Source organism: Micrococcus sp., from assembly GCF_030523875.1.
In the GTDB taxonomy this organism is placed as follows: domain Bacteria; phylum Actinomycetota; class Actinomycetes; order Actinomycetales; family Micrococcaceae; genus Micrococcus.
The window spans coordinates 1-13,335 of record NZ_JAUNHR010000011.1 but is presented as its reverse complement, the minus strand read 5'-3'; the positions used below and the strand labels follow the sequence as shown (position 1 = coordinate 13,335).

Sequence of the window (13,335 nt, the reverse complement as noted above, 5' to 3'; positions counted from 1 at the left end):
GCGCCGTGGCCCTGGACGAGGGCACGGCGGACACGCTCGGCGTGGGCGTCGGCGGGAGCGTGACGCTCGCCGCCGACCCCGCGCAGGGCGCCGTCGAGGCCGTCGTCTCCGGCCTGACCACGGTGTCCCCTGACCCGATGATGTCCTCGCAGGCCCAGGTGTGGGGCGGCGCGACGCTCGTGGACGCGCTGCAGATGCCGGAGTCCGACCCGTTCGCCACCGCGGCACTACTGCGCCTGGCGGACGGTGCGGACCCGGAGACGGTGCGCGCGGACGTGACGGAGCTGCTGCGCGGGGAGGGCGTGGCCGCCGCGGTGGCCACCCCGGACGAGGCCTCCCGCGACCAGCTGACCGCCCTGGCCGGCGGCACCGACCTGTTCGGCTGGGTGCTCGGCGGGTTCGCCGTCCTGGCGCTCGTGGTGACCGCCCTGGTGATCGCCAACACCTTCCAGGTGCTCGTGGCCCAGCGCACCCGGGACCTCGCCCTGCTGCGCACCGTGGGCGCGAGCGTGCGCCAGATCCGCGGCGCCGTCCTGCTCGAGGCCCTGCTCACCGGGCTGCTCGGCGCCCTGCTGGGGGTCGGGCTGGCCGTGGCGCTGACGCTGGCCGTCGTCGCCGTGGCGCGTCAGGCCCTCGGGGTGCCGGCGCTGAGCTTCGGCGCCGACCCGCTGCAGCTGGCGGGCGTGGTCGCCGTGGGCACGGGCGTGGCCGTGGTGGCCGCCCTGGGCCCGGCCCGGGCTGCCACCCGCGTGGCGCCGCTGCAGGCGCTGCGCCCGGCCGCCGAGACCGAGGTGCTCTCCCGCGCCGGGCTGGTGCGGGCCGCCGTCGGGGCGGTGCTGGCCGTGGGCGGGGCCGTGCTGATGTGGTCCGGGGCCCTGGGACAGCGGTTCCTGCCGGCCGTGGGCGGCGGGGTGCTCTCCTTCCTGGGGATGCTGCTGCTGGCGCGGCTGTTCGTGCCCGCGGCGGTGCGGGCCGCGGCCGTGCTGGCCCGTCCGGCCGGCGTGCCGGGGCGGCTGGCCGGGCTGAACGCCACCCGCCACCGCTCGCGCACAGCCGCCACCGCGGCGGCGCTGCTGATCGGCACCACCCTCGTGGCGCTCGTGCTCACGGGCGGCCGCACCGCGCAGGCCGAGACGGACCGCCTCCTGGACACCGAGTTCCCCGTGGACCTCGTGGTCTCCGTGCCGCAGGGGGCGGACCCGGCCGAGGCCGCGCGCGCCGTGGCCGGGGTCGACGGGGTGGGCGCGGCCGTGGGCTCCGTCCCCGTGGGCGCCACCGTCAACGGCACCCCCGCGTACGCCGTGACCGCCGAGGATCTGCGCACCGTGGTGGCCCGCGAGCCCGAGCGGGACGCCGGGGCGCTCGGCGCCGAGGGCACCGTGTACGTGCCGAGCTGGGCCGACCCGACCACCGGCGTGACCGTGGACGGCCGCACGCAGGAGCTGCGCTCCGTGCGCGGCTCCGGCCTGCAGACCGCCGTGCTCCTCCCCCCGGAGACCGCCGACCGGATCCGGGCCGAGGGACGGCCCGCCGACGGCGAGGGAGCCGCGGGGCCCGGACCCGAGACCGGCGGGCTGGTGCTCGTGGACGCGGGCGACGACGTCGCCGTGAGGGACCTGCAGGAGCTCACCGAGGCCGTGACCGCGGCTGCCGGGGAGGGCTCCCAGGTGGCTGAGGGCGGGCTCGGCGAGCGCGCCCTGTACTCCCAGGTGATCGACGCGCTGCTGGGGATCGTGGTGGCGCTGCTGGCGGTGTCCGTGCTGATCGCGCTGATCGGGGTGGCCAACACGCTGAGCCTGTCCGTGATCGAGCGGACCCGGGAGAACGCGCTGCTGCGGGCCCTCGGGCTGACCCGGCGCGGGCTGCGCGGGATGATCGCGATCGAGGCGGTGCTGATCGCGGCCGTGGCCGCCGCCCTGGGCTGCGCGCTCGGCGTGTTCTACGGGTGGGCCGGGTCGCAGCTGATCCTCGGCGAGCTGGTGGCGAACGTGACGGGGCGGGCCGGCCTCGTGCGGGCCGCCGTCCCGTGGGCCGAGCTCGCGCTCGTGGTGGGCGTGGCGGCCCTGGCAGGGCTGGCGGCGTCGGTACTGCCCGCGCGTCGGGCGGCGCGGCTGAGCCCGGTGGAGGGGCTGGCCGCCGTGTGAGCCGGGCTCAGCGGGCGCCGCGCGTGAAGATGGCCTGGCGGACGTCGTCGTCGTCCTCGAGGCCGGCACCCAGGGCCGAGCCGATCGTGGCGAGCCCGCCCACGAACCACGCGAGCTTCACGTACTGCCAGAACGTGCCCGCCTCCCCCGTGACCGCCTCGAACACGTCCGCGTCCACGAGGAGCAGCGCCCCGGCTAATGCGGCGAGCATGAGCAGGGCGTGCAGGACGAGCACACCGATCAGCACCGTCAGGACCGTCGCGAGGTTGAACACCGCCACCTGCTCCCGCTCGGCGGCACGCCGCGGCCGCTCCCACAGCTTCGCGCCCACCACGAGGGACAGCGTCACCGCCACGATGGACAGCACCCCCAGCACGCCCATCTGCACGCCGTTGTACTCGGCGGAGAGCATCCACAGGTCCGTGGTGAGCAGGGTCAGCGCCCCCGTGGCGAGCGCCGTGGACATGGACCGGGTCAGCGAGACCGCCAGCATCCACGGCCGGTTGGCACGCACGGTCCCCAGGATCATGCGGGCGTTGCGCCCCGCCACCCGGCCGGCGAAGGAGACGCCGGACTCGCCGGCGCGGTCCTCGATGTCGGCGGCCAGCTGGCGCGCCCAGCGCACCGCGTCCCGGACGTCGTCCTCGTCCGGCTTCCCTTCGTCCGGGTCCAGGCCGAGCAGGCGGGCGACGACGCGCGCCACCGCCTCCTGCGCGTCGCCCGGCGCGAGCGCCAGGGACACCACGCCCGTGGAGTGCACCGGGGAGACCTGCTCGGCGAGCGTGTGCGGCCCCTGGACCAGGGCGCGGCCCGTGAGCCCGACGGCGACGTCCCAGTCCTCGTCCAGCATGCGGTCGCGGGTGATCTCGAGGAGGTCAAGGGAGTCGTCGTCGTCATCGCCGACGTCCTCCGCGCTCACCCGCACTTCCCACGCCAGGCCGGGGTAGGCGGCGTCGAGGCGGGCGGCCAGCGCGGCGGGGTCGAGGGCGGCGGCCGCGGCCGGGTCCACGTCCGGGGCCACCAGCACGCCCAGACGCACGGGCGTGGCGGCCGCGGGGTCGGACGGGGCGGCGGAGGCGGCGGGACGGGACGAGGGGGCGGGACGGCTCACGCCCCCCATTGTCCCCGGCCGGCCAGCGGGGCATGCTGGCCGCATGAGCGAGACCTTGCAGCGCATCCGTGCCGGCGCCCCGATCTGGATCGACCACCTGGCCGGGGGCTTCGCCCGGCAGCAGGAGTTCTACGAGGCCCTGTTCGGCTGGACCTTCGAGGACCAGGGCGAGGAGTACGGCCAGTACCGGCTGATCCGCGCCGGCGACGCGACGGTGGGCGGGGCCATGGACGCCGAGCTGATGCCGCCCGGCCCGGACGGGACGCCCGCCGAGGGCCCCGCCGTGTGGTCGGTGTACCTGCGCAGCGACGACGTCGACAGGACCCTCCGCCTCGTCCGCGAGCACGGCGGGACCGTGCACATGGAGCCGATGGACGTCGGGGACCTCGGCCGGATGGCCGTGGTGGTCACCCCGGGCGGCGAGTACGTCGGGTTCTGGCAGCCCGGCGCGTTCGGGGGCCACGACCTCCCGCTGACCCCCGGCACGTCCGTGTGGTTCGAGGTGATGTCCAAGGACTTCGCCGCAGATGCCGCCTTCTACCGCGCCGTGTGCGGCTGGGACGTGGTCCCGCTGGGCGCGGACGGGACCCCCGACGACGACGCCGGCACGGGCGGGGGCGGCACGCCCGCCTACGCCACGGACCGGGCGGGCGAGGAGGCCTCCGCGGGCCTGTGCGACGCCGCCGCGTGGCTGCCGGAGGACGTGCCGAGTCACTGGCGCGTGTACCTGCGGACCGCGGACATGGCGTCCTCGGTGCGGACGGTCGAAGAGCACGGCGGCCGCGTGGTGGACGGGCCCGCGGACTCGCCGTTCGGCGTCGTGGCCACCGTGCTGGACCCCGCCGGCGCCACGTTCCAGCTGATCCAGACGCCGGAGGGCTGAGCGGAGCGGGCCCGCGGGGAGCGCGACGGTCCGCTCCCTGGACATCTTCGGTCCAGGAGGCGGACGTCGGGTGCGGTGGCCCTACCCTCGAGGCCATGACCACCGCCCCCGCATCCGACCTGCGACAGGCCGAGGACCGCTCGGCCCGCCTGGCCGTCACCGTCTTCCCGCTGCTCATCCTGGCCGCCGCCGTGGTGGGCTTCCTGGCGCCGGAGGCAACGAAGACGCTCCTGCCGCAGGTGAACCTGTTCCTCGGGATCATCATGTTCGGGATGGGCCTGACGCTGACCCTGCCGGACTTCGCCCTGGTGGCGCGGCGCCCCCTGCCGGTGCTGCTGGGCGTGGTGGCGCAGTACGCGGTCATGCCCCTGCTGGGCCTGGCCGTGGCCCTCCTGCTGCGTCTGCCCCCGGAGCTGGCGGCGGGCGTGATCCTGGTGGGCTCGGCCCCCGGCGGCACGGCCTCCAACGTGGTCAGCTACCTCGCCCGCGCGGACACGGCGCTGTCCGTGGCGATGACCTCGGTGTCCACCCTGCTCGCCCCGCTGCTGACGCCCCTGCTGACCCTCTGGCTGGCCGGCCAGTACATGGCGGTCGACGGCGGCGCCATGGCCTCGTCCATCGTGAAGATCGTGCTCCTGCCCGTGCTCGGCGGCCTGCTGGTGCGCCTCGTGCTGGGCCGCCTCGTGGACCGCGTCCTGCCCGCCCTGCCGTGGGTGTCGGTGGCGTTCATCGCGATGGTGGTGGCCGCCGTCGTCGGCAACTCCGCGGCCACCGTGCTCTCCGCGGGCGCCCTGGTGCTGCTCGCCGTGGTCCTGCACAACGGGCTCGGCTACGCGCTGGGCTACGGCCTGGCGCGGGCGTGCCGCCTGCCGGTGCGGTCGGCGCGCACGGTGTCGATCGAGGTGGGCATGCAGAACTCCGGGCTCGCCGCGGGCCTGGCCGCGCAGTACATCTCCCCCGCCGCCGCCCTGCCCGGCGCCGTGTTCTCCCTCTGGCACAACCTCTCGGGCGCGCTCCTGGCCGCGTACTTCCGCCGGTCGGACGGCCGTGCGGCCGCCCGGCCCGCCGACCACGCCTGACGGCCGCCGCCGGGGGGCGCCGGGGTGCCAGGATGGTCGCCATGACCCCGCACTCCCCCACCCGCGCGGCCGTCGCTACCCCTGCGAACGCCACGCGGCCCCGCACCGTCCTGCTCCTGGGCTTCGGCGCCGTCGGCCGCGCCGTGGCGGCGGGCCTCGCCCCCGAGCGCGACGCCGGGCGGGTACGGGTCACGGCGGCCGTGCGGGACGTCGCGGCGCACCGGGCCCGTGGGGACCTCGGCGTGCGGCTCGTCCCCCTCGGGGACCCCGACGACCCCGCCGCCGGCCTGCCCGCCGCGGACCTGGTGGTCGAGTGCGCGGGGATCGTCCCGGCGCGCCGGCTCGGACCCGCCGTGGTGGCCCGCGGCACGGACCTGGTGCTCTCCAGCGTCGGCGCCCTCGCCCGGCCGGAGGCGGCGGAGGCCCTGCTGGCCGGCCCGGGCCGCCTGCACGTGACCAACGGGGCGATCGGCGGGTTCGACGTCCTGGAGGCGGCCGCGGAGGCGGACGGCCTGGACGAGGTGCGGATCCGCAGCGTCAAGCACCCCCGCGGCCTCGTGCGCCCGTGGATGTCCCCGGCGGAGGCGGCCCGGCTCGAGGGGCTCCGGCCGGAGGACGGGCCCGTCGTCGTGCTGGAGGGGGACCCGGCCGAGGCCGTGGAGCGCTTCCCCGCCAACGTGAACGTCGCGGTGGCGCTGGCCTGGGCCACGCGCGGCCGCCCGACCGGCCCCGGCGACGACGACGCCGCTCTCCTCGCCCGGTCCCTCGAGCGGGTGCGTGTGGAGCTCGTGGCGGACGCCGCCGCGGAGCGGACCCGGCACGAGGTCACCGCCGCGGGTCCGGCCGGTCGGATCGAGCTGGCCGTCACGTCCGCGCCCTCCCCGGACAATCCGCGCACCTCGCAGCTGACGGCCCTGTCCGTCACGCGCACGGTGCGCCGCGCACTCGGGCTCACCCCGGGCGGGTGACCGGCGGCACATCCGGGACATAGGGTGGCCCCATGGAACGCACGGCCGGCTCCCGGCTCCCCCTGCCCCTCACGACGGCGGCGCTCGCTCTGACGCTGGGCCTGACCGGCTGCGCGGGGGCAGGATCGGGGTCGGAGAGGGAGGCGCCGTCGTCGTCCCCGGACGCCGCCGATCCGGCCCCCGAGGAGAGCCCCGAGCCGCTGTCCAACGCCCGGGCGGCCGCGCAGGGGGAGGACCCGGCGGCCTCGGCGCGGGCGTCCATCCGGGCCGAGTCGGAGGCCGCGGCGACCGCGGAGCCGCGGTACGCCGTGGTCGACGTGCCGGCGGCGCTCTTCACCGAGGGCGAGGGCGGCACGACGTTCGACGCCTGGGCGCGCACCACCGACGTGTGGCAGTCGGAGGAGTGGGATCCCGAGGCCGAGCCCGTGGTCGCGGAGGCGCTCGTGCCGGCCGAGCGGGACACGGTGAGCCGGCCCGGGACGCTCACCGTGCCCGTCTCCGGGCCCGGCGAGGTCCACCGGGTGGTCCTGCTGTGCGAGCACGGCTCGCCCCTCCCGGAGTCGGACACCTCCGGGGTGGACGTCGTGGCCGGCCAGACCTACCACTCGATCGGCACGGGGCCGCGCTGCTCCCCGATCGACGTGCGGTACACGGTGGCCGCCGAGCACATCGTGGACGGCGCCATCCGGTACGAGTTCAGCGTCGCCGCCGGCGAGGCCGGACGACTGGCGGTGATGAAGGGCCGCTGACGGGGTCCGGTCGCCGTCACCCGCCCCTCCCCTCGGGAATCCACTGCACTTCTGACCCTTCTGGCACGCCTTTCGATGCCCAGAAGGGTCAGAAGTGCAGTCGATTCCGAACCGGGGGGTCGAGCTCCACCGACGGGGGTGACACCCGTCACACTCAACGCCTAGGCTCGCCTCACGCACCGCACGGCGACAGGCCGGGCGGGCGCCGGGAGCCCCGCCTCCCCCTCGCTCGGAGGTCCGCCATGGCCGTCACCGCCGCCCGCCTGCACCGCACCGTCTCCCGCACGACGGGGGCACTCGCCCTCGCGCTGGGCCTCGCCGGGTGCTCCGCCCCCGCCGAGCCGTCCGCGGCTCCGGCCTCCTCGGCGGCCGGTTCCGTCACCTCGAGCCCCTCCCCTGCGGCTGCGTCCGCCGGCACCGCGGGGGCGACGTCGTCGTCCCCGGCCGCGCAGCCGGCCGCGGCCTCCGCGGTCCGGGAGGCCGAGCTCGCCTCGATCCGGCGCGACCCCCGCGTCCTGCTGACCGACGCCGGGGTGGTCGTCGGCGCGGCGGAGACCGGGAACACCGCCGTCGCGATCCCGGACCTGTGGGAGCCGGACCTGTCCGTGCTGGCGTTCCAGGACGGACCCGACGAGGACGGCCTGCACGCGGCCCTCGCCGCGGGCGAGGACTCGCCGCTCGTGGACGAGGCCGCCGAGGGGATCGCGGGCGGGATCACCGGCACGGGCGAGGACGGCCGCGAGACCTCCAGCGGCGCCCCGAACGACGTCCGCCCCCACCGGGTGCTGCTGGTGTGCGACCACCCCGACGCCGGCCCGTCCTCGGTCGGCTACCTGGACCCCAAGGACCTCCACTACGTGCCGGTGGCGTGGTCCGAGGGGTGCGGCGGCTTCAGCGGGGAGATCCCGGACGCGGCCGAGGGGGAGGCGGGCACCGCCGTGACCGTGGACGTCCCCGCGGGCGTGCGGTATTCCACCGCGGAGATCCGGGACCGCTGAGCGCAGGAGGCGCCCCCCCCCCACCGCTCCCCCACGAATCCGCTGCAGTTCTGACCCTTCTGGCGGCCATGTCACCGCTCAGAAGGGTCACAAGTGCAGTGGATTCTCCGTGGGGGGGCGGCCACGGAGCGCTCCCCACCCGGCCGGAGCTCAGCCGGCGATCCCGTACTCCTTCAGCAGCCTCTTCGCCTGCTTGGTGCCGGCCTGCTGCAGCTCGAGCAGCTGGGAGTAGATGCTCCCGGACACCGCGAGCTCGGCGGGCGTGCCCACCTCCTGCACTCGCCCCTTCCGCAGGGTGACGATCCGGTCCACGGACGCGATGGTGGACAGGCGGTGCGCCACGATCAGCGAGGACCGGCCCACCATGAGCTCGTCGAGGGCGGCCTGCACGAGCCGCTCGGACTTGGTGTCCAGGCTGGAGGTGGCCTCGTCCAGGATGAGCACGGGCGCGTCCTTGAGCACGGCCCGGGCCACGGCGATCCGCTGGCGCTGCCCGCCGGACAGGCGCAGGCCGCGCTCCCCGATCAGCTGGTCGTAGCCGTCCGGGAACTCGGAGACGAACCCGTCCGCGTAGGCCGCCCGCGCGGCCGCCCGCACCCGCTCGTCGGAGGCGTCCGGGTCCGCGTACGCGATGTTCTCCCGCACCGTCCCGGAGAACAGGTGCGGCTCCTGGAACACGGCCGCGATCCGCCCGCGCAGCTCACCGAGGTCCTGGCCGGCCACGTCCCGGCCGAACACCTCGATCCGCCCGGAGGTCACCGGGTACAGGCCCATCAGCAGGTTCGTGATGGTGGACTTGCCGCCGCCGGACTCGCCGACCAGTGCCACCTTCTCCCCCCGGCCGATCGCGAAGTCGATCCCGGAGAGCACCTCCTCGCCGTCCCCGTAGGCGAAGTGCACGTCGCGGAAGCGCACGGCCGGGACGTCGTCCTCGGCCGTGGCGTCCGCGGGCACGACGGCGGCACGCGCCCCGGCCGCCGCCGTCGCCGCCCCGGCCGCCGTCGTCGTCGCTGTGACGGCGCCCGAGGCGAGCGCGGCGCGGGCGTGCAGGTCCTCCTCGCGCTCCTCGGAGAGGACTGCGAAGTAGTCGCGGGAGCCGGCCACGGCGCGCTGGGCGGAGTCCACGAGGTAGCTCATGGAGAAGATGGGCTCGCGGGCCATGTTCATCAGCTGCAGGAGGATCACCATGTCCCCCACGGAGAACTCGCCCTGCGCGGTGCGCACGAACACCAGCAGGTAGAGCACGGCGAAGATGACGTTCAGCGCCACACGGCGGGCGGCGTCCATGGAGTGCCACCACCGCGACTGCGCCCGCGTGATCCCCACGGTCCGCCCGAACCGCTCGCGGAACCCGGCCAGCTCGGTGTCCTGCCGGTTGTAGGCGCGCACCACGGGCATCTGGGAGACGACCTCGGTGAAGCGGCCCGAGGCGATGTCGATCTCCGTGTTCTTCTCCCCCTCCCACACCTGCCAGCGCGCGGAGGTCTTGGCGGTCAGCCACATGTACACGGGGAAGACGACGGCGAGCAGCACCGCCAGCGGCCACCAGTACGTCCCCGAGATCACCAGCACGGCCACCGTGGTGATGAGCATGGTGAACGCGTTGTTCGCGAAGAAGTTCAAGAACTGGGTGAGCTCCGTGATGGAGCGGTTGAGCCGGTTGGTGATCCGGCCGGTGATCTCCGTGTCGAAGTAGCGCTGCGGCAGGTGCAGCAGGTGGTCGAAGTACCGCGCGGAGAGGATGGTGCGCATGCGCGCGGCCATCACGTCCCCCCAGTAGCCGCCCACGGACACCACGGCGGTGGCCGCCAGCTCGACGGCGAGGAACGCCGCAGCCAGCCACGTCACCGCGGTGACGGCCTCGGCCACGGTGGAGCGGCCGGCGATCGCGTCCACGATCCGGTCCGTGGCCGCGCCGATCAGGAACGGCGTGGCCAGCGCCAGCACCGCCCGCAGCACCGCGCTCACGGCGATGCCGATGTAGAGAGGACGGAGCTCGGGCGCGAAGCGGAGGATGCGGAGCAGGGAGGTCACCGGTTCAGGGTAGTCAGCGGGGCGGCCCCCGGAGGCCGCGGGGTGGCGCCCGTCGCACCCCGGTCCCGGACCCGGCCCCTCAACCCCCGGTACCCTCGCCCCATGAGACCCTCCGCCCTGCTCGGCACCCTGGCCGCGGCCGCGGTCCTGGCCTGGGGGTTCGCGGCGATCGCGCCGGTCTCCCCGGGGGTCTACACGGCCGTCCTGACGGCGGGGACGTTCGGGTTCGGGCCCCTCTACGGCGCCCCCACGGACCGCCTCGTGGACCGCCCGTGGCGCCGGCTGCACCGGGTGGGCGTGCTGGCCCGCCGGCTCGGCACCCGCTGGCTGGCGCACGAGCTGACCGTGGCCGGCTGGAACCGCCGCGTGCGCCGCCCCATCCGCTCCCGCGCGGACGTGCGCGTGTTCCGCCGGGACGCCGTCGCCGCCCTGGTGAGCCACTCGGTGTCCACCGTGTTCCACGCCGTGGCCGCCATCGCCCTGGCCGCGGCCGGCCACCCCGGCTGGGGTGTGCTGGCCCTCGGACTGGGCCTGCTCGTGCACGCGTGGCCCGCGCTGCTGCAGGTGGAGCTGCTGGTCCGCGTGGACGAGCTGCGGGCCGTGGCCACGCGGCAGCGGCGCTGACGCGCACCCGTCAGAAGAGGGGCTCCGCCGCCACCGCGGCCAGCACGGGGAACAGCAGCGGGGCCACCGCGTGTCCTGCGGGGGCCTGCGGGGCGGCCGGGTCCATCCAGTGCAGCTCGACGATCTCGTCCGTCGGCTCGGGGACCTCGTGCCGGGCGATCGGCCGCCACAGCCCGAACACCTCGGCGTGCAGCGCGGCACCCGGCTCGTTGGCGGCCGCGGTGTCCCATGCGCCCAGGTGGACGAGCTCGTCCGGGCGGATCCGCAGCCCGGTCTCCTCCGCGGTCTCCCGGACGGCGGTGTCCACCGGCTCCTCCCCCGCGTGGTGCTTGCCGCCGGGGAACATGAACATCCCCGTGCCGGCCTTGCGCACGGTGAGCACGCGCCCGTCCGGACGGGCCATCACGACGGCGGACACCCGGATGGCCTGCCCGGGCGCCTCGGCGTCGGGACGGGCGGCGGGGGCGTGCGGGGCGGCATGGGTGCGCATGCCCCCATCCTCTCCCGCCCCCGGGGGAATCGACTGCACTTCTGACCCTTCTCAAGGCCCGTACGGCGCTCAGAAGGGTCAGAAGTGCAGTGGATTCGTGGGGGACGGGGGGCGTGGGGGACGGGACCGGTCGCGCCCGGTCGCGCCGGGTCAGAGGAGCGTGAGGCCCACCTTCACCGCGATCGCCAGCATCAGCACGGCCACCACGGCGTCCACCACCCGCCAGATGCGGGGCGCGTTCATGACGGGGGCCAGCTTGGCCCCGCCCCAGCCGAGCAGGCCGAACCACAGGGCGCCGGCGGCGATCGCCCCGCCCGCATACGCCCACTTCTGGGCACCGAACGCCTGGGCGAACGTGCCCATCATCACCACGGCGTCCAGGATCGCGTGCGGGTTCAGCAGGGACACGGACAGGCTGAGCAGCACGAGCCGGCGCAGCGGGGTCCGCGGGGCCGTCATGCGCGGGCGCGTCGACACGGTGTCCGGCCGCGTCCGGACGGCCACCGGGGCGACGGCGGCCGCCGCCCCCGACGCTCCGGCCGGGGCCGCCTCGGGAGCAGCCACCGCCCCGGGGCCGGGCGCGGCGCGCCCCTCCCCTGGCGGCGGGAGCACGGGCAGACGCCCCGTCATCACGGCGACCTCCTCCGCGGAGGGCGCCCAGGCGTCGTCGCGCACCTCGGCCGCGGCCTCCTCGAGCGTGCGGTGCCCGCGCACGGACGAGCGCAGCGCGGAGAGGGCGAACCACAGGAGGTAGACGACGCCGGCCACGGTCAGGGCGGTGACCAGCCACGGCCAGCGCTGCGCCACCACGCCGATCCCGGCCGTGCCCGCGCTGAGCAGCACGACGTCCCCCAGGAAGCAGATGCCGATGGCCGTCCACGCCCGGTCGCCGCGCACGCTCTGGCGCAGCAGGAACAGGGTCTGGGCGCCGATGGCGACGACGAGGGCCAGGTAGGTCAGGAATCCGGAGGCGAAGGCGGTCACGGGGGACGAGGCTAGGAGCGCGGGACCCGTCCGCTCCAGGAGGCTTCTCTTCAGGATCTGAAGGGATCCTTCAGACCGCCCGCTAGCCTGATCCGGTGAACTCGGATCATCTGCGGGCCCTGGTCGCCGCCGTGGACCACGGCACCTTCGACGCCGGCGCGGAGGCCCTGCGCATCTCCGGCTCCGCCTTCTCCCAGCGCGTGAAGGCGCTCGAGCGGCAGACCGGGCAGGTGCTGCTCACCCGCACCGTGCCCGTGCGGCCCACCCCGGCCGGGGAGCGCATGCTGCGCCTGGCCCGGCAGACGCTCGCCCTCGAGGACGAGGCCCTCACCGCCCTGGGGCGCGGCGCCGGCGGGCGGACCCCGCTGTCCGTGGCGGTCAACGCCGACTCCCTGGACACCTGGTGGCGCCCGGTGCTGCGGGAGGCGGCGACGTGGGACGACGTCGTCCTGCACCTGCACGCCGAGGACCAGGGGCACACCACGGGCCTGCTGCGGGACGGGACCGCCGTGGCGGCCGTGACGGACGACCCGGCGCCCGTCACGGGGTGCACCGCTGAGCGGATCGGCACCATGCGCTACCACGCGGTCGCGACCGCGTTCCTCCTGGACCTGCACCGGGACGCGGCGGGGCGGATCGACGTCGGCACCCTGCCGGTGGTGGACTACGGCCCCCGCGACGGGCTGCAGCGGGCCGTGCTGGCCCGCGCCGGCGCGGAGGAGGAGCGCGCCCGGACGGGCCGACCCGCCCCACCGCACCACCAGGTGCCCTCGGTGGCCGCCTACGCCACGGCCGTCCGGGTGGGCCTGGGCTGGGGGATGCTGCCCACGGAGCAGGTCCCGGCCGCCGTGTTCGCCGGCACGCACCCGGACCTCACGCTCGTCCCCGAGCTCGGCGACGCGGAGATCCCCCTGCACTGGCAGCGGTGGAGCGCCGGGCCCGCCGCCCTGGACCGGCTCACGGAGACGGTGCGCCGCTGGGCACCGCGGGCCTGAGGGCCGACGGCGACCCGAGCGTCAGTCGGGGTCGGCGGCCGGGATGCGCGGAACGCTCCGGAGACCCCCGGACAGGCCGACGGCCCGCCCCGGGAGGTCGATGCCTCCCGGATGCGGGCCGTCAGCGGTGCTGCGTGCGGCGTGGGCTCAGCGGCCGTTGCCGGGGATGCCGTCGCCGCGCTGGCCGTCGGTGCCGCGCAGGCGGTCCGTGGCGTCGGTGACGCGGCCGGCGGTGTGGTTCGCGGTGGTGTTGTGGTCCACACGGTGGGTGTTGGT

Annotated in this window: 12 protein-coding genes; 8 read left to right on the top strand and 4 right to left on the bottom strand. The window is 76.1% G+C overall.

What is annotated here, in order from left to right; all coding sequences use genetic code 11:
• A partial coding sequence (locus tag Q4D18_RS02820; RefSeq protein ID WP_303125585.1) for an FtsX-like permease family protein occupies positions 1–2,144 on the top strand: 2,144 nt, incomplete at its 5' end.
• Positions 2,145–2,151: 7 nt separating this feature from the next.
• Here Q4D18_RS02820 and Q4D18_RS02815 read toward each other — a convergent pair.
• Positions 2,152–3,255 carry a hypothetical protein gene (locus Q4D18_RS02815; protein WP_303125583.1) on the bottom strand — a complete coding sequence of 368 codons (1,104 nt, stop codon included), beginning with the start codon at positions 3,253–3,255 and terminating at the stop codon, positions 2,152–2,154.
• Positions 3,256–3,298: 43 nt separating this feature from the next.
• Here Q4D18_RS02815 and Q4D18_RS02810 point away from each other — a divergent pair, with 43 nt between their 5' ends.
• From Q4D18_RS02810 to Q4D18_RS02790, 5 genes are all read left to right on the top strand, one after another.
• Positions 3,299–4,138, top strand: coding sequence for a VOC family protein (locus Q4D18_RS02810; RefSeq protein WP_303125581.1), 840 nt, complete (start codon positions 3,299–3,301; stop codon positions 4,136–4,138).
• A 95-nt stretch (positions 4,139–4,233) separates the two neighbouring features.
• Positions 4,234–5,217, top strand: coding sequence for a bile acid:sodium symporter family protein (locus tag Q4D18_RS02805; RefSeq protein WP_303125578.1), 984 nt, complete (start codon positions 4,234–4,236; stop codon positions 5,215–5,217).
• A gap of 41 nt (positions 5,218–5,258) precedes the next feature.
• The gene (locus tag Q4D18_RS02800) at positions 5,259–6,185 is read left to right on the top strand and encodes an aspartate dehydrogenase domain-containing protein (protein ID WP_303125576.1); all 927 of its coding nucleotides are present in this window, start codon (positions 5,259–5,261) and stop codon (positions 6,183–6,185) included.
• A gap of 32 nt (positions 6,186–6,217) precedes the next feature.
• Positions 6,218–6,934, top strand: coding sequence for a hypothetical protein (locus Q4D18_RS02795; RefSeq protein WP_303125575.1), 717 nt, complete (start codon positions 6,218–6,220; stop codon positions 6,932–6,934).
• Between the two features lie 242 nt (positions 6,935–7,176).
• A complete protein-coding gene (locus tag Q4D18_RS02790; RefSeq protein WP_303125574.1) occupies positions 7,177–7,932 on the top strand; it encodes a hypothetical protein in 756 nt (251 codons plus the stop codon).
• 150 nt (positions 7,933–8,082) lie between these two features.
• Here the strand turns inward: Q4D18_RS02790 and Q4D18_RS02785 are convergent, their stop codons facing one another.
• Entirely contained in the window at positions 8,083–9,966 is a 1,884-nt protein-coding gene (locus Q4D18_RS02785) for an ABC transporter ATP-binding protein (protein WP_303125573.1), read from the bottom strand.
• Between the two features lie 102 nt (positions 9,967–10,068).
• On the opposite strand from Q4D18_RS02785, the gene Q4D18_RS02780 reads away from it, so the two are divergent.
• On the top strand, positions 10,069–10,590 hold the full coding sequence (locus tag Q4D18_RS02780; RefSeq protein WP_303125570.1) for a hypothetical protein: 522 nt from the start codon (positions 10,069–10,071) through the stop codon (positions 10,588–10,590).
• Positions 10,591–10,600: 10 nt separating this feature from the next.
• On the opposite strand, the gene Q4D18_RS02775 is transcribed toward Q4D18_RS02780, so the two are convergent.
• Entirely contained in the window at positions 10,601–11,080 is a 480-nt protein-coding gene (locus Q4D18_RS02775; RefSeq protein WP_303125568.1) for an NUDIX domain-containing protein, read from the bottom strand.
• A gap of 150 nt (positions 11,081–11,230) precedes the next feature.
• On the bottom strand, positions 11,231–12,064 hold the full coding sequence (locus tag Q4D18_RS02770; protein ID WP_303125566.1) for a LysE/ArgO family amino acid transporter: 834 nt from the start codon (positions 12,062–12,064) through the stop codon (positions 11,231–11,233).
• Between the two features lie 95 nt (positions 12,065–12,159).
• On the opposite strand from Q4D18_RS02770, the gene Q4D18_RS02765 reads away from it, so the two are divergent.
• A complete protein-coding gene (locus Q4D18_RS02765) occupies positions 12,160–13,059 on the top strand; it encodes an ArgP/LysG family DNA-binding transcriptional regulator (protein WP_303125564.1) in 900 nt (299 codons plus the stop codon).
• Positions 13,060–13,335 lie beyond the last annotated feature (276 nt).

What these genes read in the sequence shown, in the direction of transcription:
- Q4D18_RS02810 (WP_303125581.1), top strand. Translation starts at nt 3,299, where the DNA reads ATGAGCGAGACCTTGCAGCGCATCCGTGCCGGCGCCCCGATCTGGATC.
- Q4D18_RS02800 (WP_303125576.1), top strand. Translation starts at nt 5,259, where the DNA reads ATGACCCCGCACTCCCCCACCCGCGCGGCCGTCGCTACCCCTGCGAAC.
- Q4D18_RS02805 (WP_303125578.1), top strand. Translation starts at nt 4,234, where the DNA reads ATGACCACCGCCCCCGCATCCGACCTGCGACAGGCCGAGGACCGCTCG.
- Q4D18_RS02795 (WP_303125575.1), top strand. Translation starts at nt 6,218, where the DNA reads ATGGAACGCACGGCCGGCTCCCGGCTCCCCCTGCCCCTCACGACGGCG.
- Q4D18_RS02790 (WP_303125574.1), top strand. Translation starts at nt 7,177, where the DNA reads ATGGCCGTCACCGCCGCCCGCCTGCACCGCACCGTCTCCCGCACGACG.
- Q4D18_RS02780 (WP_303125570.1), top strand. Translation starts at nt 10,069, where the DNA reads ATGAGACCCTCCGCCCTGCTCGGCACCCTGGCCGCGGCCGCGGTCCTG.
- Q4D18_RS02775 (WP_303125568.1), bottom strand. Translation starts at nt 11,080, where the DNA reads ATGCGCACCCATGCCGCCCCGCACGCCCCCGCCGCCCGTCCCGACGCC.